Raw genomic sequence first — 23,172 nt, 5'->3', positions numbered from 1 at the left:
TTATGGCAAAGATAATAAATATTTACGTCATTTCATACTTAACTTAACACTAGTTGATTTTTATATGACTCTAAGGGAATGTACTTTTAAACTGAAAAATATTCTGAACGGGCTTCCCAATTTATCGGGAGCGCCAATGAAATTATCACCACCACGATGTTTTAGCATCGGGTTTTACATCCCAACCAGAATGGCACACGGGCTTCCATATTTACTATAGAGCACCAATGCTTACAAGGGTTTTACAAAGAGCCAATACTAAGTTAAACAAATTTACAACCTATTTAAAATTCCGTTAGCACCAGAAATTATTTTTGTCCCGAAAAATGGGGAATGGCACACAACGTCAAGAAGATCGCTCTAACGATCCACTAATACATATGTGTATTTCTATGCTAACAATTTTAAAGGATAATACTAATGCTATTGTATGAGAGCCTACTTTTTAGTCAGCCTCAAATACCTCATTTCCATACACGGCTACAGACATACAAGTCCTACGGACTTGTAGCAGAGAGATAAAAAATATCAACTTCTAAATACAAAATAGAAACGATATCAGAAAAATGGGTGCTACATTGTTGCAAACATGCAAATGACTCCGTTAGGAGTCAGATGTTTGTAGATTGGAAAAGATGTAATGATTTCCCGACCCCGGAGGGGTCGAATGTTATAGAAATCATAGAGAGAAAAATAATAAACATACCGCTCCGCTGGAGCGTAACTCGAGGACTTGATATTTCGATAATTCCAGTTTATATTGGTTTGAGTAAAGAGAAAACGAAATGATTAAAAATAGTAAATTATGCCCATTATGCGGTAGCTCTAAAAAAAGTGGAACGACAACATTTTCTACACTCAGATGCCATATGTTTGTCCGCACGGCAGACCCGCAGTTGTGAAGCTCTCATTGAGCGAGTTGGGAAAACGGTTTGGAAGGAGTAGTTAAGTATTTAAAATTTTGATAATTCATAATATTTTCGTAAGTTCACACAAATTATAAGATTTGATTTCAATATGTTTATATTAGAATTAAATATTTATGTGGGAACAAAAATGAAACTTTACAAATTAATATTGACAATAGCAGTAATGCTAATAATGTTTGGTATAAGCCAAACAAACGCACAAGAAGACGTAGGCGCAGGTTGGTATAAACTTGCCTCCAGCATGTTGCAGGACAGTATTTTTATTCAAAATGGTGGATACGGAAGCGATTATTGCGTACGAATCACTGTTACTGCCAGTCTAATTACTGATTCGGTAGTGTATGCCAGAAGAGTACCAAAAACTAAAACGGATCCCCTGGGTACAGGTTCGTTAATTAGATTTCACGTGAAACTCACAAATGGTATGTTGACTGATTTAAAACTAAAAATATTCCACAAAGACACTGTGTGGCAACATACTAATGTAAGTAGCATATACGGCTATGGCACTTGGGAAACCAGATTCTTTAATACGCGCTATGCACCCATGACTGAAATTGATTCTATGGAACTTACTATCAAACAGTCAGGTCCACTAGGACAACAAGTAACTATTGACTTGGATAATTTTAGAAATTCGGCAAACGAAGTATTCTATGATGGCGGTGAATGGGCCAGTGTTTCCGGTACTGTATGGTTTGACCAAAACCAAAACAGCGTCAAAGACGAAGGTGAAAAACCGTTACGCGGACTTAAAGTGTATTTAGGCAATGGCTGGCTTGATTCTAGTTATACTGATTCAGCCGGCAGTTACCAATTCCAGCGTCGGGAACGAGGGCCGCATTTAATAAAACCCGAGCCAAGGGAATTTTGGACTGTTACTACTCACGCTAGTGGCGAATCCACACTGGTTATTGCCAATAATCCTTTATACTACTCTGATATTAATTTCGGACTGTATAGCGATAAAGCCAGTTGGTACCAAGTAAATCGCGGCTGGAACATAATATCAGTTCCCAAAACAGGCAATAATATGGCTAAAACCAATCTGTATCCGACGGCTATATCACAAGCTTTTTCCTACAACAATGGTTATACAGGAAAAGACACGCTGGAAACAGGTAAAGGATACTGGCTAAAGTTTGCTGATTCAGAAGCAGTAATAGCAGGAAATGAATTTTTGCAAGATACAGTTACAGTTACTACTGGCTGGAACATGATTGGCGCTGTAAGCCAACCGTTGGCTATAAACAGTATTATCAGCGAGCCGGGCGGGTTGCACTTGTCACAGTTTTACGGCTATAACCGCGGTTACGAAGTGGTTGATACCCTGCGACCCAACCAAGGGTACTGGGTTAAAGTAATTGGCGAGGGCGGACAGTTAATACTGAATGCCGCAACACTAAAATTTGCCAAGACAACAGGACAAAATATTGTTATTGTTCACTTGGATGAATTGCCACCGCCAGCACCAGGCGAGGGGCAAAATCCCTCGACAGTGCTCGGGATCCCAACTGCGTTACAGTTGGGACAAAATTACCCGAATCCGTTTAATCCAGTGACTGTCATCGCTTACGCAATACCGAATCATGAAGCAGGAATTATGAATCATGAATTGGTAACACTCAAAGTGTATAATATGTTGGGGCAGGAAGTGGCGACACTAGTAAATGAGATGAAAACGCCTGGACAATATACTGTTAATTTTAATGGCAGCAATCTAACCAGTGGAATGTATTTTTACCGACTACAAGCCGGAAACTATACACAAACCCGGAAGCTTTTGCTGTTGAAATAACTGGTACGACGGACCCGCCCGACCGTGTCGTTCGGGCGGGCTTCAGTCTGTCGAGGACGCTGAGACTTTCGACACGCTGAAGCGTATCGTACCAACTAATCTCTATTGGTACGGCGATATCATTCAGCAGGTTCCCATTCAAGTTTTTTGAAAATCTCCCTTAATATTCTTATCTTACTGCAAGTTTAAAATCATTTTGGGAAAAATTAGCAAGATCACACTGTAACGCGAATTGTTAATTCGCGGTTTGAAACGAAACACCATTTCGATTTACATCTGTAACGCGAATTGTTAATTCGCGGTTTGAAACGAAACACCATTTCGTTATACAATGGTACTGCGATTTGTCAAATCGCACACTAAACGATGAAATATATCGACATACACTTTTAGAATAGGCTTATCGGTATAATCATCAATCGAAATACTTGTCCGCCTCCGGTGGACCATTTCGATTTACATCTGTAACGCGAATTGTTAATTCGCTTGGTGAGGATTATAAAATATATTATATTTGTACCACGGTATATGAGGTGAATGTGTCAGATAAAATTAAACCATATTACGAACGTAATCTTCCCCACTACCAGCCATCGTATGCAGACTTTTTCGTAACATTTAGATTGGCTGGCTCGATACCAGTATCTGTGGTGACACAATTGATGAAAGAGAGGGAACTTGAAGGAAAAAGAATCGCTCAGATTACAAATCAAAAAGCTAAGATTGAGGAATACCATAGTTTTCAGAAAGAATACTTTTTAAAATTTGATGGACTATTGGATAAATCTGACAACGGTCCTAATTGGCTTAAAATTCCAGAAATAGCTAACATTGTAAATGATGCGATTAAATATCGTGACGAAAAGGATTATCAGTTAATAGCATTTACAATAATGTCGAATCATGTACACATGGTTATAAGTACGGAACATAAAGAAATTTCGCTTTACAAAATTCTACAATCATTAAAGCGACATACAGCCAGGGAATCCAATAAATTATTAGCACGCACAGGTGCTTTCTGGCATCATGAAAGTTACGATCATGTAATAAGAAATGATAAGGAACTGGTTCAAATCGTAAAATATGTTCTTAATAATCCGGTAAAGGCTGGTTTAGTGAAGTCTTGGCAAGAGTGGAAGTGGAGTTATACGAAGTACGACATGTGAGAGGAATTATTAAATTACTAATCAATCGAAATACTTGTCCGCCTCCGGTGGACCATTTCGATTTACAACTGTTCGCAGCTTGGAACGAAATATCATTTCGTTGTACAATTGTAACGCGAATTGTTAATTCGCAGCTTAAAACGAAATAACCCGTCAAACATCGAACATCCCACATCTCTCTTGAATAATTCCCTTAATATTCTTATCTTACTGCAAGTTTAAAATCATTTCACAAAGAAAGAATACATACATGTCGGCTCAGCACGACGATATACATAAAGCTAAATCAGAATGGAAGAAAAAAGCTTCCCAGTCAGAAATGCAGCGACCGGTTAAATTTACAACCGTCTCAGGCGAACACATAGAAACTCTCTACTCTCCAGACGATATCGCACATATCAATTTTTTATCAGATATCGGTTTCCCGGGTGAGTATCCGTACACACGAGGCATCCATCCAACTATGTATCGGGGAAGATTATGGACGATGCGGCAGTTTGCCGGCTTCGGAACTCCCGAAGATTCGAACGAACGCTACCATTATCTACTCAAACACGGACAAACAGGACTATCAGTTGCATTCGACCTTCCAACTTTGATGGGACGTGATGCAGACGATCCTCAAGCGCAAGGTGAAGTTGGAATTTGCGGTGTGTCAATTTCTTCGCTTGCAGATATGGAGATTCTCTTCAAAGGGATTCCGATGGAAAAAGTCTCAACGTCGATGACCATCAACGCTCCGGCGGCGATGATGATGGCATTTTACTTGGCAGTTGCTCAAAAGCAGGGCGCAAACTTTAAAAACTTACGCGGCACAACGCAAACAGATATCCTCAAAGAATATATTGCACAGAAGGAATGGATTTTTCCTCCCGAACCGTCGATGCGAATAATTGTGGATATGTTCGAGTATTTAAATCGCGAAGTCCCTCAATGGAATCCAATTTCAGTAAGCGGTTACCACATCCGCGAAGCTGGCTCAACGGCTGCACAAGAATTAGCGTTCACGCTTGCCGATGGTTTCGCGTATGTTGAAGCCGGAATAAAGCGTGGACTGGACGTAGATGAATTCGTACCGAGAATATCTTTCTTCTTTAATTCACATCTCGACTTCTTTGAGGAGATTGCAAAGTTCCGCGCTGCCCGAAGAATTTGGGCGAAGAGGATGAAAAATAAATACAAAGCTAAAAGTCCGAAGTCGTGGATTTGTCGCTTTCATACACAAACTGCCGGATGTTCGCTAACGGCACAACAACCAGAGAACAACATTGTACGGACTGCCTATCAAGCACTTGCCGGTGTATTAGGAGGAACACAATCGCTCCACACTAACTCGATGGATGAAACTTTAGCGCTTCCGTCTGAGAAAGCGGTAAAGATTGCTCTTCGCACACAACAGATAATCGCATACGAAATTGGCGTTACAAACACAATTGACCCGTTGGCTGGAAGTTATTTTGTGGAGGCATTGACGGATAAAATGGAAAAAGAAGCAGAAGTATATTTTGATAGGATTGATGCGTTAGGTGGAGTTATTCCGGCTATCGAGGCAGGATTTTTCCAAAGGGAAATCGCCGATGCCGCTTATCGTTATCAGATGGAGTTGGATAAGAAGGAAAAGATTATTGTTGGAGTAAATGATTTTATTGAAGAGAATGAGAAGATAGAAATTCCAATACTCGAAATATCGCCCGAAGTCGAAAGCAAACAAAGACGGCGCCTCGCTGATGTTCGTGCCTCAAGAAATAATGAAGATGTTCAACAACGGCTTGAAGATTTAAAAAGCGCCGCAAGGGACGGAAACAATTTAATACCCTTTCTTCTGGCGGCAACTAATTCTTACGTAACGTTAGGAGAGATGAGCAGTGCACTCGCAGAAGTGTTTGGAGTGTATGAAGAACAAGCTGTGTTTTAAAAAGATATGCGATGTAAGATATGAGTTGTGAGCAGTTAGTAACAAAAACTAAAGTCATACTTTTTGTAAGAGGAATAAAATTGTGATAAAGTATATTATTTTATCAATGCGCATCCAGCAGTGGGTAAAAAATCTTTTTATCTTTGCCGCCTTAATATTTTCCGGGCACCTCTTCAAATTCTATGATTTATGGTTGACTGCCGCTGGGTTCATTGTGCTTTCTTTTACATCAAGCGCCGTCTATCTTTTCAACGATGTCGTAGATAGCGAGAAAGATAAATTGCATCCTGAGAAGTCGCATCGACCGATACCCAGCGGAAAGCTTAAACCCAATACGGCAATTTCAACATTCATTATTTTCACAACCCTGTCTTTGATCTGTGCATACATAATCAATCCATATTTTGGGATGATCGTTCTGATTTATATTCTCACAAATATTGCGTATTCATTCTGGCTTAAAAGCTTAGTAATAATTGATGTGATGACGATATCGTTTGGTTTTGTTCTGCGCGTAGTATCAGGGGCAGTTATCATTAATGTTCCTACGTCTGAATGGTTAATTATTTGCACTATCTTGCTTTCATTATTTCTCGGTTTCAGTAAGCGGAGGTCGGAGTTAGTGTTGTTAGAAAACACCGCGAATACACACAGGTCTGTTCTTACTCAGTATAGTCCCCATTTTCTCGACCAGATGATTGGAATTGTTACAGCATCGACAGTGATGTCGTACGCCCTTTATACAATTTCTGAAGAAACGATACAAAAGTTCAATACAAAAAATTTAATTTACACAGTTCCTTTTGTGTTGTATGGAATTTTCAGATACCTGTATCTTGTTCATAAAAAAGAACTTGGAGGAAATCCAACGCTTGCAATATTCAAAGACATTCCATTGTTAATAAATTTAATAATGTGGATAATATCGGCGGGTATAATAATTTATTGGAGATAATCGAATGATGAAATCGAAGGTGGCAGTTATAAAAACAAAACCGGAAACAGTTCTACAAGATACAGAACGATTGATGAAACTTGCCGGTTATGAAAGTGCATTAAAAAAAAAATCGACTACAATTTTAAAAGACAACATATCCTGGCATTTTCCTTTTCCCGGTGCGAACACAACCCCTTGGCAAATGGAAGGAACAATTTTAGCACTCAAGAATGCCGGTTACAAAGATATAACTTGTGTTCAGAATAAAACTGTTGTAACGAACGCATTCAAAGGGGAGGATTTGAATAATTACCTTCCAATATTCCAAAAATATAAAATTCCTGTTCTGTATAATTTCAAAGAAGAAGATATTAAGTGGGTCGAATACAAACCGAAAGCAAAGATGCACGTGCTTCAGAAAATTTATCACGATGGGATTTACATTCCGAATTATTTTTTGGGAAAGAATATAATTCATCTGCCTACTATGAAGTGCCATATCTACACTACCACGACTGGCGCAATGAAGAATGCTTTCGGCGGTCTGCTGAATACTAAACGTCATTACACGCATTCGTGGATACACAAAACGCTGGTTGATTTGCTTGCAATTCAAAAAGAAATTCATTCAGGAATTTTTGCAGTGATGGATGGAACTACAGCAGGCAACGGACCCGGACCACGCACAATGTTTCCAGTTATCAAAGATTATTTACTTGCAAGTGCCGATCAGGTTGCCATTGATGCAGTAGCTGCAAAGATGATGGGCTTCGACCCGTTAAATCTTGAATACATCCGGCTCGCACACGATAACAAACTTGGTATCGGAGATGTTCGTGAAATCGAAATTGTAGGCGACGATATCTCGAACGAATCGTGGGGTTTTTCGGTAGGCAATAATGCCGTCAGCATATTTGGCCAGTTGATGTGGTTCGGACCGCTCAAGAGTTTGCAGAAACTTTTCTTTCATACTCCACTCGTTCATTTGTTTGTTTTGGGTTCAGAACTTTATCACGATTACTACCGCTGGCCCTTTATTGATAAGAAAGTTTTTGAAACATGGAAAAATGAAACTGCTTGGGGAAAATTGTTTCAGACTTATGAACGCGAATGAATAATCACAATTGCTAATGGCTAATATTTCATTAACGATTTACCATTGACTATTGACCATAAGATAATATGACTAAGCATCGCAAAGCAGAAATAATACTACTCTCATTAACGGTTATCTGGGGGGGAACTTTCGCGATAGTGAAAGGATCTTTGAGCGAAATATCGCCCCTTTTCTTTATCGCAATCAGGTTTTTATTCGCCGCACTAATCCTCACTATTTTATTTTTTCCAAAGCTGAAAACTATTACAATCGGCGAAGTGCAAAGAGCAAGCGTATTAGGAATTCTCCTGTTTTTTGGTTTTGCAACTCAAACCATCGGTTTGCAATATACTACAGCTTCGAAGGCGGCTTTTCTAACCGGAACCATGGTGATCTTTGTACCCATATTTCAGTTTATAATGGAACGTAAAGCTCCAAATCTTGGCAACATAATCGGAGTGATTATAGTCAGCGGAGGTTTATATCTTCTCACATCGCCGAAAGGGGCTGAGTTTAATTTCGGCGACGGACTGAATCTCGTATGCGCAATTATTTTTGCTGTGTATATTGTGTACCTCGATATGGCAACACAGGAAGGCGACCCTTTCAACATCACATACATTCAAATTGTAACCAATGCTTTTATTAGTATTATTGCTACGCTGATTTTCGAAGATATTTTCATCAAGATTTCAGCAAACCTGATATATGCTTTTTTGTACCTCTCGTTGTTGGCAACGACATTTACTTTATATTTACAAACAAAATGGCAAAAGGAAACAACACCGACCAAAGCGGCAGTAATTTTTACGATTGAGCCTGTATTCGCCGCCGCCGTCGCTTATTTCCTCTTGAGTGAAGTAATCGGATGGATTGGAATAGTAGGCGGGGGGGTGATAATTATTGGTTTGATAATATCCGAAATATCGGATGACTTGCCCCTGCTTCGATTGTCGCTAAATATTAAGGAAGACAAGTTTAAAAACCAGGGCTAAAACTCGTTACCAAAGCGGAACGCGTGGTGAATTAAACTATGGCAATCGGTTCAAAATATTGAACACCTTTAAAATCGTAAAAAGTTCTTAATCTTTGTAGCGGGGTGAGGTTGTTCAATGACGGTTGCATTTTGTGATTGTTATATTCGTTCAAATATTTGATTTTGAAATTTTTAGATGAGTTACACTGTCGATTGCAGTGTATAAAACATACTGTAAGCTTGTTGGATACGGTTTGACATCGAATATCCCTAAATTTACAACATCTCCCGGCTACTTGATCAGAGGAATATCCGGAGTATAGTCAAGAGATAATTCATCATTCACCAAATTCTGTTTTAGTAGTTTCCAAATAGTATGCTCAGATAAATTGATATTATAATTTTCTATTAAGTAGTTTCGCAATCGGCGCTGCCCGTATCCGGTTAACAGTTTTGCTTCGATTATTTTTTTAACAATATCTTTCGGTGTGGCAAGTGGCGAAGTATGAGGTTTTCGTGATCCATCCATTAAGCAGTTTTGAGAAAAACCCGATTTTGAATATCTGTTCCACCACTTGTAAAATGTTTTCCTGCTGATTCCAAATTTCTCACATACCTTCGCTACACTATGAACTTGTTGATAGTACAACATCCAAGCTAAACGTGGATGAAAAATAAAGCTTTTATTATTTAGCTTACTGTGATTTTCTGTTTGCATACGAAATACTTAATTGAAACTCGGTATCCCACCGACCCGGGTTCCGTGATTTGATAAATTATTTAATTAAAATCATTTTTTGTATCAGAATACCGTTGGTCGATTGCATTACGCTGTAGTATATTCCACTGGCTAAATTTGAACCGTCGAATTTTATGCTGTGCGTTCCTTCATTTATTTCACCATTAATAAGTTCATCAACCTCCTGACCAATAGAATTATATACCATTAGTGTTACTTTTGCTTTGTTTTCTAAAGTGAATTTTATTTCAGTAGTTGGGTTAAAAGGATTTGGATAGTTAGGATATAGCATGAATGTTTTTTGTAATGCTATGCTTTCTTTTATTGTATTTGGAGAAAGGTTAATCGGTCCAAAGTAGTGTGTTAAACCATCATTATCGATTTGTTCCAAGCGGTACTGTAAAGAGATGGTGGAAACATTTTCATCTAAATATGTATATGTTTGTGGTTCAGTTGTCGTTCCTTTGCCTGGAATAAAGCCTAAAGTTTCAAACACCATTGAGTTTTCGTTATAACGCTGTACGTTAAAACCATAGTTGTTGATCTCACTAATTGTTGTCCACTCAATCTGCACATCATTAGCATACATATAATTCGCTACGAAAGAACCGATTTGAATAGGGAGGTCTGGGGTCGGGAGTGTATTTTTAAGTAAAACCTGCATTTTTGGATCACCTATGATAACATCCATCCACGAGAGAGCTCTAGATGACATGTAATAACTTTCTGCTAAATTGTAACCGTCTGTATATCGATCAAAGAGAACCCAAACAATCGCCATCGCATTAGAATACGGTTCGTATACATAACCTTTTACTCCAGTCACACCTTCAGAGATTAAATCTGCAACTACCGATTGACCATAAGTAACCGGTGTTGAAAAAGTTCTAGCTGAAGTAGAAACATAAGTTTCAGCAATTGCACCATCTGCCCAAGTATTTTTCGGCCTTGCATATTGGGTATACTGGTTTGCGTTATAGTCATTGCTTCCCCAACTGGCATAACCAATAACGTTACTTTGGTAAGTCAAGTAAGTATTCGTCTGGTCTAAATTAGGAATTAAGCCCTTTGCAGATATCTTCGAAGCTGCATAGGACATTGAATTGTTTAAGTAAGGTAGTGAACCGTTCCAATTTGGGTCTTGGTCAAATACGAATCGAACCGTAGTATCAATATATGCGGGAGACCCTGATTTGTCTATTAATGTTTTAATATCATTAAATGTATATCCATCAAGGCGTGTTACCAAATACATATCATATATAGATTTTGAAAAATTCTTAGCACCTAAGAAATAAGGTGATACAATGTAACCATTCTGTCCAATCGAGCTTGCCATTGAACTTAATATTAACGTCAACTCACTTTCCAGCGAAGATGATGGAGAACTTGTGGAAAAAGTATTTCCTCGATTAATTTTTAGTGGAACACCTTTAGTGGTAACAATATAATTTATTTGCTCTCTTAACATATGGTTGAGTATATGAGTCTCAATTTGTGAACGTACGTTTGTGAATGTGGTGCTATCAATTTCTTCAGTAACTGGAGCATTTATTCGCACAATGTTTTCCGGCGGTATATTTCGGGCTAAGGAAAAGTAGATTCCTACGCTATCGGATATGGGACTGTTATCATTAATTATCACTAAAACGTCGGAATAATCAACTTGTTGGGGAGTTTGTCCGAAGCAAAGCTGGGAGGTCGTTATTACAACTAAACTGGTTATCAATATTATATTTTTCATATTCATTTTTCTAAGTTTCTGTTTTGTTGTAAAGGGTTCAATGCTGGTGCCACGTCTTTTTCTTCTCAAATAATTTATAGATAGGGCAGCCACAACATGTTAATGATTATGTGGTTACGTGGATATGAAGGTTTAATAATGTGGAAAATTTTGTTTAAAAAGATTCGCAAATTGTAATTTTAAGGTGTAAATTCTACAAAAAAGCCCTCTTTGAAATTGTATTAAAGAATTGCATTTCAGAGATTCTTTTCATAAATTTGATGCACACTTTTTGAAACTTTTGCGCTGGAGAGGTGTCTGAGTGGTTGAAAGAGCCGGTCTCGAAAACCGGTGTACCCGTAAGGGTATCGTGGGTTCGAATCCCACCTTCTCCGCGATAACTGTTAATCATAATTCACATCTTACGTCAGACCTTATATACCATAAATTATTTAAAAACAAAAAATAGAGACTCCCTAAAAAGAGTTGTGCGGCAAGGTCGTAAACAATGTATCGCGAAAACTGATTTTTTGGGCAATCATAAACATATATTTGCCCATCTACTCTATCTTTTGTATATTCCTACAAAATAAAACAAATTATTTTACTAAAATCTAAAAACTATAGTCTCTAATGACAAAATATTACATAGAAAATTTATCAAAATACGTCGGCGAGGAAGTCGAAATTAAAGGCTGGCTCTACAACAAACGTTCAAGCGGTAAAATCAGGTTCGTTATCCTTCGTGATGGAACCGGAATTGTTCAATGTGTTATTGTAAAAAATAATGTAACCGAAGAAGTATTTAATTCTTTCGATACGTTAACGCAGGAATCGTCTTTAATTTTAAAAGGGAAAGTCCGCAAAGAAGACCGGGCGCCGGGTGGTTACGAAATAGAAACCACCGACATAAAAATCGTCCATATTGCCAGCGAATATCCTATCACACCGAAAGAACACGGCATCGAGTTTCTTTCGGATCTCCGTCATCTTTGGCTTCGATCAGCGAAGCAGCATGCTATTATGCGCGTTCGTCATGAAATAATTCGTTCGGTCCGAGAATTTTTTGACAACCGGGGTTTCACTTTAATGGATGCCCCTATTTTTACTCCCGCTGCTTGCGAAGGGACAAGCACATTGTTCGAAACCGAATACTTCGATTTAGGAAAAGCATATCTTACTCAATCCGGGCAATTGTATGGTGAAGCGGGTGCTATGGCATTTGGGAAAATATATGTTTTCGGACCAACATTCCGTGCGGAAAAATCCAAGACTCGCCGTCATCTAACTGAATTCTGGATGGTTGAACCTGAAGTCGCCTGGAACGACTTGAACGACAACATGGAACTCGCAGAAGATTTTTTAGAACATATAGTAACATCGGTTCTCAAAAATCGCGGCAACGAACTAAAAGTTTTGGAACGTAACACAGAAAAATTGGAGAAGGTGAAAAAACCATTCCCGCGCGTTGCTTATACCGATGCTGTTGAAATTTTAAAAAAGAACGGAGTCGATTTTCAATGGGGTAACGATTTCGGCGGAACGGATGAAACAATTATTTCAAGTCAATTCGATAGACCTGTGATTGTTCACCGGTATCCCTCAGAAATAAAAGCCTTTTATATGAAACGCGATCCTGAAAATCCAAAAGTCGCATTGGCGATGGATATACTTGCACCCGAAGGTTATGGCGAAATTGTCGGCGGCAGCCAGCGTGAAGACGATTACGATGCGTTAGTTCATCGTATTAAAGAGCACAATCTGCCTATGGAAGCTTTCGAGTGGTTCCTAGATTTACGACGTTATGGTTCGGTTCCGCACGCAGGGTTCGGGCTTGGTATCGAAAGAACTGTATCGTGGATTTGCGGACTTGAACACATTCGTGAAACGATACCGTTTCCAAGAATGATTTACAGATTAACACCATAATTTGTGCTTTGAATTTGTTTAGTTTTTAGGATTTTATATTTAGAATTTAGACTCAATGGATATTACTTATGCTTACTGTTAAAAATATTCGGAAAGAATTCTCTACAGTAGTTGCTGTCGATGATGTTTCGTTCGAAGTAAAACGGGGCGAAGTATTTGGACTACTAGGCCCGAATGGCGCTGGTAAAACTACAACCATCCGAACGATACTTAATATCATCCAACCCAATAGAGGAGATATTTTATTCGACGGAAAACCATTCGATGGCGCAATCAGAAACAAACTTGGTTATTTACCGGAAGAACGTGGTTTGTATAAAAAAAATAAATTATTGAATACAATAATTTATTTTGCAACTCTGAAAGGTGTTCCACAAACCGAAGCCCGTAAACGGGCTTACGATTGGTTAAAACGACTCGATTTACTTGCTTATGCTGATAGGAAAGTTGAAGAACTTTCGAAGGGGAATCAGCAAAAAGTTCAGTTCATCATTGCAATTTTGCATAACCCCGAACTTATAATATTAGATGAACCGTTTTCCGGATTAGACCCTGTAAATCAAATTGTGCTGAAAGATTTGTTTATGGAGATGAAAGACAAGGGGAAAGCGATTATATTTTCAACACACATGATGGAACAAGCTGAAAAGCTTTCCGATAAAATTTGTTTGATTAATCACGGCAGAGTAGTAATCGAAGGAAAACTTTCTGAAGTTAAAAGCCGTTTCGGAAAAAATACTGTTCACATCGAATTCGATGGTGATGCCGAATTTTTAAAAGCTACAAATGGAATAGATAAGTTATTGCTTTATGAGAATTCTGCCGAATTTGAAATTAGCGACCATCAGGTAGGAACAAACCTGTTAGCTGAATTAGTGCAAAAATTAAAAATACGAAAATACGAAATGATAGAGCCATCACTTCATTCAATATTTCTTAGTATGGTTGGCGGTAATAAGATTAAAAAGAGCGAAGGAGTGAGCTTATGAGAAAAGCCTTTGCCGTGGCCCGCTGGGAATTTATCGAGAAGGTAAAAACAAAAGCTTTTATTATTTCACTTATAGTAACTCCACTTTTTATGATCGGGGCTTTTGTATTACCAACTCTTTTAATAACAAAACCTGATACAGAGCCGCGCATTATCGGTGTGATTGATGAAACTAATGAATTGGGGAAATTACTCTCAAAAAAATTAGAAGATAAATTTAAACTCCCTGATGGAAAACCAAATTACATAATTCGTCATATCGGCAACCGTGCACTTCTCAATTTGGAAGACGCCAAGAAAGATGCTGATAATTTAGTCGTGAAAGAAGACATTGAAGGATATTTAATCATCCGTACGACTATTTACAACGATTCGGTTTTTGAATACAGGGCACAGAATGTTGGCAACATCAAAGTAACTGAAAGATTGAATCGGACGATACGCGATTTAATTATAGAAAAAAAATTAAAAGCAGAAGGGTTAGATCCTGGAGTAATTAAAAAACTAACTTTCCCGATAGAGTTGAAGTTGGTTAAAATATCAAAAACCGGCGAAGAAGAAGAATCCGATTTTAAGTCAATGTTCTTCAGTGCATACATTTTTATAATGGCGATGTTCATTTTGATTATATCAACAGGACAACTTTTAGTTCGAAGTATGGTGGAAGAAAAATCAAATCGAATTATCGAAGTGCTAATGTCGTCAAGCTCGGCGAACGATTTGATGGTCGGCAAAATATTGGGGTTGAGCGCCTTAGGTTTTGTTCAGATTGGAACTTGGGCTTTGATAGGTATTGCTATCGCGTTGAAATTCGGAACTGTAATTATATCACTAACAAGTGCTTTAGTTCTTTTGCCATTTTTTATACTCGGTTATCTATTCTATGCTGCAATTTTTGTCGGAGTCGGGGCACCCCTATCTACCGAACAAGAAGCTCAACAGGTAACCGGCTACCTTGTTATGATTTTAATTATACCTTTACTGCTTGCAATGTGGATAATGCAGGATCCTAATTCGCCATTAATCAGTATCTTAACTTTTATTCCGTTTTTAACTCCTACGATGATGGCTGTGAGAATTCCGATTCAAATGCCATCAGTATTTGAGATTCTTGCAAACATTATAGTTTTATCTTTATCGACTGTTGCTGCAATGTGGGCAGCAGCTAAAATTTTCAGAACAACTGTTTTGTCGTATGGTAAACGACCAAGTATGAAAGAACTTTGGCATTATTTAAAATCAAAATAATAGGAGAATGATATTATGAAAACTTTATTTTCTGCAACACTGGTTTTTTTGTTACTATCGGCAAGTGCTTTTAGCCAAGTGATCGTCCCTTCTAAAGACCAGCCAACTGAATTGGAACGTGATGTATTCGGCTTGGGCGCTTCGTTCGGACTTGGAACCGGGATGGGCTTGAGTTTCAGGCATCATCTTCCATCAATTGCATCGTATCAATTTACAGCGGGAATAATTAAAGATTCAAAAAAATTGATTTACGATTTAGGATTGGAAATTCAGTTCGATTTAGTGCGAGGCGAAAGCACCCGGTTTTATGCCGGCGGTGGCAGCGGGTTTTATTACGTTGGTGAAACATCGAATGAACTCGATGGTCCTTTACGGCTTGCTGCAGGAATCGGCATTGAATCTAGAGCACGCGAAGCATTACATTTTTCGGCAAGTTTGTATTTTACTTTTTTTACAAACGGACAGATATTTCCGCTACCGCAAGTTGGAATTCATTATTATTTCTTTTAAAAAATGAAAGGCATTTTTATGAAAAAGAATATATTGTTTTTAATCTGTATCGGTTTTTTCCCGTTTATTTTATTTGCACAGACGACTGATGAATTTAAAATACATCAAGTAGAATTCGGTTTAGGAGGGGCAAAATCTTTCGAGAAGAACCCTTTCAATCTAACAAGTGGCGAAACTGATGTCTCACCCGATGTTGCCATTAATTTTGGTTATTACTACCACCACACAGAGGATATTGCCCTTTGTTTCCGAATGTATGGATTCGTTGCATCGACTCCGAAATATGTAGTAACTACAGTTGACGGAAGAACGCTCGAAACCGAATTCGACATTTCTTTATTCAATATTGGAATCGGAGGAAAGTATATTTTTTCAAGAGGCAGAATTCAGCCTTATGGATTCTTGCTATTAAATCTTGTTAGCGGAACGATGGAGAGCAGCAGTGATAAATCTTTAGGGACATTAAATCTTATAGGGTTCAGTTTTGGAGGTGGAGCTGGTGTTAATTATATGATAAGTCAAAATATTGGCATCTCAATCGAAGCTACAGGATCTTCCGGACTTGCGAACTGGAAACAGAAACCTTTTATCAACTCTACCGGAAAAGATTTTAATCCCTCGATGTTAGGCATTTTATTGAATGCATCATATTACTTCGGTAATTAACAGATTGAATCATAACAATATTTGAGTTCCCAACAAACGATTATTGAAAATAGAAAAAAATATCGACATAACTTTTAGGATTGTCCTACATATCAACCAAGAAAAAAAGGAGATTATTAAATGCCAATAAAACCAAGTGAAAAAGAAGAAGAATATATTGCAAGGATGGAGTTTGAGCGTCGCAAAAAACTTGAAGCTGAAAAGCAAATTAAGTTGATAGAGGAAGAAAAACAGAAATTGAAAGAACTTCACTTCATGCACTGTCCGAAATGCGGAATGGATTTGGTGGAAATTGATTATAAAAATATTAAGATCGATAAATGCTCAGGCTGCGGAGGAATATGGTTAGATGCCGGTGAGTTAGAGAGTATTTCAAATTTGGAGCAGGGTAAAATAAACAAGATTTTCAGTGTGTTTAAGAAATAATAATTTGAAAATTATTAGCATTTTAATCCAATATGGAGATGATATGATTAAATCAATACTATTTATTTTTACAATTGTTATTGTAAGTTTATTATTTTTAGGTTGTGAGAACAAACCAAATGGAGTAACAGGATATTCCGATATAAAGGTTGCTCCTGACCTTATAGGGGTATGGTATAAAATCGATAGTACATTCATTGCAACTAACCGATTCCTATATTTTACAGGATTCAAAATAACCGCTGAAGGTTATATGTTACCGCTTGCAGTAGAAACATCGACTGGTAAGTTAGCTTTGATAGGTGAGGCACTTCCGGATACATTTCAAGCAATGAACGGAAACTATACCATAAAGTACTCTATTAATGAGCCTCGCATCCGAATTGTAAGAGGATCGTATTCGACTCTTGATTCAAAATTAATACTGAATAATCCTGGTGGTTCCAGAACCTATCAAAAATCAATACTTGGTGCTGTCGTTACTAATGGTATTGTATCTAAAATGTCTGCCATTATTGATAATGAACATTTTTTAAATGCTCAAGTGTCTTCATCGCCATCTGCGAAAGCTATGTTAAGTAGGAGAGGAAATCAAACAAGTCTATCAATTTATAATGGAACGATCCAAATATACTTACATTTATTTGATGGAGTTGGACATTATTCCCTTGGCGGTATGTCGTCTAATTTCGGATCTTGGTCTCCTGATATTATTGATTGCGGTGGTACTACTTTATATACAAATTCGACAGATACAGGGTCAATAACAATTCAGTCATTGGATCTGATAAATATGAGATGTAAAGGCATATTCGAATTTATTGCAGGTCTCCAACCATCTCTCTATCAAACACGATTAGTCAAAGTAATAAAAAACGGGACTTTTGATATACCGCTTTATCGCTAAATTAGGATTTGAAATCAGATTTACTAATAAAATTAACGTCAAGATTCGAATCACTATCGCATACTCCCGATGATGAAGCCTACTTTGCTGACATTAGTAAAATGGTCAATATCGGTTCAAGTACTCAGAGAGAGATTGACGACATAATGCTTACTCGTTATACCTGCAAATGGTGGTCCAAGAAATGAGCAGATTTCATCTGCAATGAGCTACCTTTCCGGTCAAACAAAAAAACAGGAAATTCTTGAAAAACGATTTATCATTAATTGATTGTAAATTCTATTTTTAGTATATTCAAATCGATTTTTAAATAATCTAAAACAAAATAATGTCTATTGATACTATAGTTTTTTTCATTCTTGCAGCTACATCAATAATATCAGCTATTTTAGTAATAACACGCCGTAGTCCAATTGTAAGCGTAGTGTATTTAGTTTTTAACTTTATTATGCTCGCAATCATTTATCTTACACTCCACGCTCAGTTTATAGCTGTGATTCAAGTAATCGTTTATGCAGGCGCTATAATGGTACTTTTCCTTTTCGTCGTTTTGCTTTTAAATTTAGGGAAAGAAGAAATGCTTACCGAAAAAATCACATATAAAAAACGTATTGCAATCGGTTTAGCTGTAGTGATGTTAGTTCAAATAATCATCGGTTTAACTACAAGCTTCGGCGAATACCCAAATCGGCTATCGCCTTTAGCAACTCAGATAGGAACGGTTGAACATATAGGCAAAGTCCTGTTCACTGATTACTTGCTGCCTTTTGAAATCGCATCAATCTTACTTTTGGCTGCAATCATTGGGGCTGTTGTTTTAGCAAAAAAGAGAATTGGATAATCTATGATACCACTGAATTATTACCTCGCATTAAGTGCAATCCTTTTTTCAATCGGTGTAGTGGGGGTTTTAGCCCGCCGCAATGCTATCATTGTTTTTATGAGTATCGAACTTATGCTAAATTCGGTTAACCTGACGCTCGTTGCATTCTCGGCTTATTTAGGAAGCACAACAGGGCAGATGTTCGTATTTTTTGTTTTAACAGTTGCAGCCGCCGAAGCCGCCGTAGGTTTAGCAATTATCATCGCACTCTTTAGAAATAAAATGACAGTAAACATAGACGAAATAAACATAATGAAATGGTAATGCACGAATACATCGGATTTGTAGTTTTATTTCCTTTCTTAGGATTTTTAATCAACGGACTTCTTGGTTCAAAACTAAAGTCCGAAAAAATTATCGGCTCAATCGGAAGCGGAGTCATCGGAATTGGTTTTGCAATTGCAGCCGTCATCTTCTTTCAGATGCTTTCTTCGCCTGTCGAAAATCGGTCACACATTATAGAAATATTTAACTGGATTAACGTCGGTTCAATCTCTATCAATGCTGCTTATCAAGTCGATCAACTTTCAATCATAATGACATTGGTTGTAACCGGTATCGGTTTTTTGATACACGTTTACGCAATCGGTTATATGCACGGCGATAAAGGATACTGGAGATTTTTTGCATATCTCAATCTCTTTATCTTTATGATGCTGAATTTAGTTTTAGCCGATAACTTCCTGTTAATGTTTTTAGGGTGGGAAGGGGTCGGACTTTGTTCATACTTATTGATTGGATTTTGGTATGATAAAAAATTTGAAAAGGGAACAACCAACGACGCTGCGATGAAAGCTTTTGTAGTAAACAGAGTAGGCGACTTCGGATTTTTGATTGCAATGTTCCTGATATTTATTACGTTTGGAAGTTTGAACTTTGGGACCGTGTTTGGGCGTGCAGCAGCTTTCTCGGTTGGCGATGTTACAATTTTCTGGATAGCTTTGCTCTTGTTCCTAGGCGCTACTGGTAAATCGGCACAAATTCCGCTTTACGTCTGGCTTCCCGATGCGATGGCTGGACCAACTCCGGTTAGTGCATTAATTCACGCCGCTACTATGGTAACTGCTGGCGTTTATATGGTAGCACGTGCCTCAATATTTTTTGCACTCTCGCCAACTATGATGCTGATTGTTGCAATCATCGGTGCACTCACTGCAATTCTTGCTGCAAGTATTGGTTTAGTGCAAAACGGAATAAAAAAAGTTTTGGCTTATTCGACTATCAGCCAATTGGGTTATATGTTTCTTGCTTTAGGTGTTGGTGCGTTTGCAACCGGCTTATTTCACGTTGTAACTCATGCATTTTTCAAGGCACTGTTATTCTTGGGTGCCGGTTCAGTTATTCACGCAATGCATGATGAAGAGGACATACAAAAAATGGGCGGACTCAAATCGAAGATGCCAACAACTTACAAAACATTCGTAATTGCCGCGTTAGCAATTTCAGGAATTCCTCCGCTATCAGGATTTTTTAGTAAGGATGAAATCTTGTGGAAGGTTTTCGACGCAGGATATTGGCCGCTCTGGATTTTAGCAGCCAGCGGCGCTGCACTCACGGCGTTTTATATGTTCCGATTAACTATTTTAACGTTCGAAGGTGCACCTCGTTGGGATAAAGACAAGCATCCTCACGAAGCTCCAAAAGTTATGACTATTCCCTTAATAATTCTCGCAGTTCTTTCGGTGATAGGAGGATTTATCGGAATTCCTGCGGCACTCGGCGGCAGTAATGCGATTGAACATTTTCTCGATCCAATATTTGAACGTTCAAATTCAATTCTCGCCTTCGGTCATCACGAGGTTGTTCCAACAGAATATATATTGATGTTATTATCGGTTGTAATTGCAGCAGCTGGAATTTTATTCGCCCGCCATATTTATTTGAAGCGAAAAGATATAGCTGAAAAGCTTTCCGAAAAATATAGCGGCATTCACAATCTTTTATGGAATAAATATTTTGTGGACGAAATTTACGACGCCACAATTTTAGCCCCTACAGTAAAAGCTTCCGATAAATTACTTTGGAAAATTTTTGATGTCGGCATAATCGACGGTGCAGTGAACGGGACTGCAAAATTGATTAACATTCTCAGCGGTTATACACGGCGAACGCAAGCCGGTTTCACACAAAGTTACGCTGCTTATTTTGTTGCGGGCATCATTATCATTCTTGCAATTTTAATTATCCGGTAGGAAATAGAGAAAGATTTTTATGGAACATATTCTAACAGCAATTGTCTTTACACCGCTTTTAGGAGTTTTAGCATTATTCTTTATCAATCGCGAAAATGCTAACCTGATAAAAACATTAGGTATGGCATTCAGTCTCCTTACTTTCGTCGTATCTGTGTTTTTGTTTTTGAAATTCGACGGCACAAATCCGGATATGCAGTTCGTTTACAAAATCCTTTGGGTCGAAAGTTTGAATATATCATATAACGTTGGTGTCGATGGTATATCGCTGCTACTCGTTATGCTGACAACTTTTCTGACTCCTTTAGCATTGCTCTCCTCCTGGAACTCCATCACCAAAAGTATCCGCAATTATGTGATGATGATGTTGCTTTTAGAAGTTGGGATGTTGGGCGTGTTTGTTTCACTCGATTTGTTTCTCTTCTATGTATTCTGGGAAGCGATGTTGATACCTATGTATTTCATAATAGGAATATGGGGCGGCGAGAATAGAATTTATGCCGCGATAAAATTTTTCATTTATACAATGTTCGGTAGTCTGCTGATGCTTGTTGCTATTATATGGCTTGGTTACTATGCTTCAACACTCAACGGCGGGAAATTTACAACCGATGTTCTTGAATTATTTAATATTGCCCCAACTATTCCGCTTGCTATTCAAACCTGGATGTTCCTCGCTTTTGGTTTAAGCTTCGCAATCAAAGTTCCGATGTTTCCGTTCCATACCTGGCTTCCCGATGCACACGTCGAAGCCCCCACGGCAGGCAGCGTTATACTTGCGGGTGTTCTGTTGAAGATGGGTACTTACGGGTTGGTCCGATTTGCCATACCATTCTTTCCACAAGCTACATTTGAATATTTACCTTATGTTGCCGGGTTAGCTGTAATCGGTATTATCTACGGAGCTCTCGTTGCGATGGTTCAGCCCGATATTAAAAAACTTGTAGCTTATTCTTCTGTCAGTCATTTAGGTTTCGTTGTACTCGGACTTTTTGCATTAACTGAAGAAGGAGTGCAAGGCGGAATAATCCAAATGGTTAACCACGGTTTATCAACCGGTGCTTTATTTATTATCGTTGGAATGTTATACGACCGCCGCCATACACGATTAATTTCTGAATACGGAGGCATCTCGAAAGTAATGCCTGTCTTTGCAACAATGTTTATGATTGTTTCACTTTCGTCAATCGGTTTGCCCGGACTCAACGGCTTTATAGGTGAGTTTTTAATTTTGATAGGCGCCTTTAAATCCGACTTTTTAGGAACACCTGCGTTCTCAATTTTAGCTGCAACCGGTGTAATATTAGCAGCAGTTTATATTTTGTGGATGTTCAAACGTGTGATGTACGGAAAGATTACAAATCCTGAAAATCAAAATTTAAAAGATATATCGAAAAGAGAAATTACCGTTCTCGTTCCCATAATTATTTTTATCATTTGGATCGGTGTATATCCTTCAACATTCTTGAACAAATCGGCAGCATCAACAAAGCAGTTGATTGAAAAGATAGAAAATTACAGAAGCGGTAGCCAAGTAACAAATGTTAGATGAAAAACCAAAATCACGCACACCCTTAGAATTTGACCAGATAAAAAGAGGGAGCTTCAAATCAGTAATCGTTCAAGTTGTTATATTGTTTGGACTGTGGTTGATATTCAGCGGCAAATACGATGCAACACATATCGGGTTTGGAATTATTGCAGTTACGATTGTAGTTTTGATTAATTACAAACTCTCCAAGTGGAATTTATTTCCGGAGAGGGGAGAGCCAAACGTTCCTATCAGAATATTTCAACTGCCAGTTTATATTTTATGGTTGATGAAAGAAATATTTATTGCAAGTATTCAGGTTGCATATTTAGTGGTCCACCCGAAAATGCCGATAAAGCCAACCTTGATTTCATTTCGCACTAAACTACCATCGGCAGTTGCAAAAGTAATTTTAGGGAACTCGATTACAATTACACCCGGAACATTCACGATAGATATTGAGCAAGATAAGTTCCTGGTTCACGGACTCGTTCCCGGCAGCGCCGGCTCACTTGAGAACGGACAGATGCAATCCCGGATTATGAAGTTATTCTCAAAAGAGATAAAAGAAGAAGTAAAAGATTTTAAGTATTTGAATTAATGATGTCTG

Annotated in this window: 20 protein-coding genes and 1 tRNA gene; 19 read left to right on the top strand and 2 right to left on the bottom strand. The window is 38.1% G+C overall.

The annotated features are described in order from the left end of the window. Positions 1–1,044: 1,044 nt before the first annotated feature. The 6 genes from QME58_04925 to QME58_04900 all read left to right on the top strand — a co-directional run bounded on the left by QME58_04925 (position 1,045) and on the right by QME58_04900 (position 8,839). Complete coding sequence (locus QME58_04925; GenBank protein MDI6803174.1) at positions 1,045–2,727, top strand: T9SS type A sorting domain-containing protein; 1,683 nt, start codon at positions 1,045–1,047, stop codon at positions 2,725–2,727. Between the two features lie 533 nt (positions 2,728–3,260). After that, complete coding sequence (locus tag QME58_04920; GenBank protein ID MDI6803173.1) at positions 3,261–3,896, top strand: transposase; 636 nt, start codon at positions 3,261–3,263, stop codon at positions 3,894–3,896. Between the two features lie 250 nt (positions 3,897–4,146). Further along, positions 4,147–5,811, top strand: coding sequence for a methylmalonyl-CoA mutase family protein (locus QME58_04915; GenBank protein MDI6803172.1), 1,665 nt, complete (start codon positions 4,147–4,149; stop codon positions 5,809–5,811). Positions 5,812–5,893: 82 nt separating this feature from the next. Further along, positions 5,894–6,766, top strand: a complete 873-nt coding sequence (locus QME58_04910) for a decaprenyl-phosphate phosphoribosyltransferase (protein ID MDI6803171.1) — start codon at positions 5,894–5,896, stop codon at positions 6,764–6,766. Positions 6,767–6,770: 4 nt separating this feature from the next. Beyond that, a complete protein-coding gene (locus QME58_04905; GenBank protein MDI6803170.1) occupies positions 6,771–7,862 on the top strand; it encodes a DUF362 domain-containing protein in 1,092 nt (363 codons plus the stop codon). A gap of 68 nt (positions 7,863–7,930) precedes the next feature. Then, on the top strand, positions 7,931–8,839 hold the full coding sequence (locus tag QME58_04900) for a DMT family transporter (protein MDI6803169.1): 909 nt from the start codon (positions 7,931–7,933) through the stop codon (positions 8,837–8,839). A gap of 273 nt (positions 8,840–9,112) precedes the next feature. On the opposite strand, the gene QME58_04895 is transcribed toward QME58_04900, so the two are convergent. Both QME58_04895 and QME58_04890 read right to left on the bottom strand, forming a co-directional pair. Further along, complete coding sequence (locus tag QME58_04895) at positions 9,113–9,538, bottom strand: helix-turn-helix domain-containing protein (GenBank protein MDI6803168.1); 426 nt, start codon at positions 9,536–9,538, stop codon at positions 9,113–9,115. A gap of 58 nt (positions 9,539–9,596) precedes the next feature. Further along, a complete protein-coding gene (locus tag QME58_04890; GenBank protein ID MDI6803167.1) occupies positions 9,597–11,303 on the bottom strand; it encodes a TIGR03790 family protein in 1,707 nt (568 codons plus the stop codon). Positions 11,304–11,590: 287 nt separating this feature from the next. Here QME58_04890 and QME58_04885 point away from each other — a divergent pair. The 13 genes from QME58_04885 (at position 11,591) to QME58_04825 (ending at position 23,163) form a co-directional block, all read left to right on the top strand. Further along, positions 11,591–11,677: transfer RNA gene (locus QME58_04885), tRNA-Ser, on the top strand. 238 nt (positions 11,678–11,915) lie between these two features. Continuing rightward, positions 11,916–13,211, top strand: coding sequence for an asparagine--tRNA ligase (gene asnS / locus QME58_04880; GenBank protein MDI6803166.1), 1,296 nt, complete (start codon positions 11,916–11,918; stop codon positions 13,209–13,211). A 68-nt stretch (positions 13,212–13,279) separates the two neighbouring features. Beyond that, entirely contained in the window at positions 13,280–14,200 is a 921-nt protein-coding gene (locus QME58_04875; protein MDI6803165.1) for an ATP-binding cassette domain-containing protein, read from the top strand. Next, complete coding sequence (locus QME58_04870) at positions 14,197–15,447, top strand: ABC transporter permease (protein ID MDI6803164.1); 1,251 nt, start codon at positions 14,197–14,199, stop codon at positions 15,445–15,447. Before QME58_04875 ends, QME58_04870 begins: the two co-directional genes overlap by 4 nt. Before the next feature lie 15 nt (positions 15,448–15,462). Next, positions 15,463–15,957, top strand: a complete 495-nt coding sequence (locus QME58_04865) for a hypothetical protein (protein ID MDI6803163.1) — start codon at positions 15,463–15,465, stop codon at positions 15,955–15,957. Positions 15,958–15,975: 18 nt separating this feature from the next. Then, complete coding sequence (locus tag QME58_04860) at positions 15,976–16,623, top strand: hypothetical protein (protein MDI6803162.1); 648 nt, start codon at positions 15,976–15,978, stop codon at positions 16,621–16,623. Between the two features lie 120 nt (positions 16,624–16,743). Beyond that, positions 16,744–17,049: a zf-TFIIB domain-containing protein gene (locus tag QME58_04855; GenBank protein ID MDI6803161.1), complete on the top strand. Its 306-nt coding sequence runs from the start codon at positions 16,744–16,746 to the stop codon at positions 17,047–17,049. Between the two features lie 43 nt (positions 17,050–17,092). Then, entirely contained in the window at positions 17,093–17,956 is an 864-nt protein-coding gene (locus QME58_04850) for a hypothetical protein (protein MDI6803160.1), read from the top strand. Positions 17,957–18,284: 328 nt separating this feature from the next. Beyond that, positions 18,285–18,797 carry an NADH-quinone oxidoreductase subunit J gene (locus QME58_04845; GenBank protein MDI6803159.1) on the top strand — a complete coding sequence of 171 codons (513 nt, stop codon included), beginning with the start codon at positions 18,285–18,287 and terminating at the stop codon, positions 18,795–18,797. 3 nt (positions 18,798–18,800) lie between these two features. Next, positions 18,801–19,103, top strand: a complete 303-nt coding sequence (nuoK, locus tag QME58_04840; protein ID MDI6803158.1) for an NADH-quinone oxidoreductase subunit NuoK — start codon at positions 18,801–18,803, stop codon at positions 19,101–19,103. Next, positions 19,103–21,031: an NADH-quinone oxidoreductase subunit L gene (gene nuoL / locus QME58_04835; GenBank protein MDI6803157.1), complete on the top strand. Its 1,929-nt coding sequence runs from the start codon at positions 19,103–19,105 to the stop codon at positions 21,029–21,031. Before nuoK ends, nuoL begins: the two co-directional genes overlap by 1 nt. Positions 21,032–21,050: 19 nt before the next feature. Further along, positions 21,051–22,583 (top strand): NADH-quinone oxidoreductase subunit M, encoded by a 1,533-nt coding sequence (locus QME58_04830; GenBank protein ID MDI6803156.1) that lies wholly within the window; start codon positions 21,051–21,053, stop codon positions 22,581–22,583. Further along, positions 22,573–23,163, top strand: coding sequence for a Na+/H+ antiporter subunit E (locus tag QME58_04825; protein ID MDI6803155.1), 591 nt, complete (start codon positions 22,573–22,575; stop codon positions 23,161–23,163). Before QME58_04830 ends, QME58_04825 begins: the two co-directional genes overlap by 11 nt. The last annotated feature ends 9 nt before the right edge of the window (positions 23,164–23,172 follow it).

It is taken from the genome of Bacteroidota bacterium, from assembly GCA_030017895.1.
In the GTDB taxonomy this organism is placed as follows: domain Bacteria; phylum Bacteroidota; class Ignavibacteria; order UBA10030; family BY39; genus JASEGV01.
The sequence above is the reverse complement of the archived record's forward strand: the minus strand, read 5'-3'. Positions and strand labels throughout refer to the sequence as shown.

What these genes read in the sequence shown, in the direction of transcription:
- QME58_04890 (MDI6803167.1), bottom strand. Translation starts at nt 11,303, where the DNA reads ATGAAAAATATAATATTGATAACCAGTTTAGTTGTAATAACGACCTCC.
- QME58_04895 (MDI6803168.1), bottom strand. Translation starts at nt 9,538, where the DNA reads ATGCAAACAGAAAATCACAGTAAGCTAAATAATAAAAGCTTTATTTTT.
- QME58_04875 (MDI6803165.1), top strand. Translation starts at nt 13,280, where the DNA reads ATGCTTACTGTTAAAAATATTCGGAAAGAATTCTCTACAGTAGTTGCT.
- QME58_04830 (MDI6803156.1), top strand. Translation starts at nt 21,051, where the DNA reads ATGGAACATATTCTAACAGCAATTGTCTTTACACCGCTTTTAGGAGTT.
- nuoL (MDI6803157.1), top strand. Translation starts at nt 19,103, where the DNA reads ATGCACGAATACATCGGATTTGTAGTTTTATTTCCTTTCTTAGGATTT.
- QME58_04870 (MDI6803164.1), top strand. Translation starts at nt 14,197, where the DNA reads ATGAGAAAAGCCTTTGCCGTGGCCCGCTGGGAATTTATCGAGAAGGTA.
- QME58_04860 (MDI6803162.1), top strand. Translation starts at nt 15,976, where the DNA reads ATGAAAAAGAATATATTGTTTTTAATCTGTATCGGTTTTTTCCCGTTT.
- QME58_04915 (MDI6803172.1), top strand. Translation starts at nt 4,147, where the DNA reads ATGTCGGCTCAGCACGACGATATACATAAAGCTAAATCAGAATGGAAG.
- QME58_04845 (MDI6803159.1), top strand. Translation starts at nt 18,285, where the DNA reads ATGTCTATTGATACTATAGTTTTTTTCATTCTTGCAGCTACATCAATA.
- QME58_04855 (MDI6803161.1), top strand. Translation starts at nt 16,744, where the DNA reads ATGCCAATAAAACCAAGTGAAAAAGAAGAAGAATATATTGCAAGGATG.
- QME58_04825 (MDI6803155.1), top strand. Translation starts at nt 22,573, where the DNA reads ATGTTAGATGAAAAACCAAAATCACGCACACCCTTAGAATTTGACCAG.
- QME58_04905 (MDI6803170.1), top strand. Translation starts at nt 6,771, where the DNA reads ATGATGAAATCGAAGGTGGCAGTTATAAAAACAAAACCGGAAACAGTT.
- QME58_04850 (MDI6803160.1), top strand. Translation starts at nt 17,093, where the DNA reads ATGATTAAATCAATACTATTTATTTTTACAATTGTTATTGTAAGTTTA.
- QME58_04865 (MDI6803163.1), top strand. Translation starts at nt 15,463, where the DNA reads ATGAAAACTTTATTTTCTGCAACACTGGTTTTTTTGTTACTATCGGCA.
- QME58_04900 (MDI6803169.1), top strand. Translation starts at nt 7,931, where the DNA reads ATGACTAAGCATCGCAAAGCAGAAATAATACTACTCTCATTAACGGTT.
- asnS (MDI6803166.1), top strand. Translation starts at nt 11,916, where the DNA reads ATGACAAAATATTACATAGAAAATTTATCAAAATACGTCGGCGAGGAA.
- nuoK (MDI6803158.1), top strand. Translation starts at nt 18,801, where the DNA reads ATGATACCACTGAATTATTACCTCGCATTAAGTGCAATCCTTTTTTCA.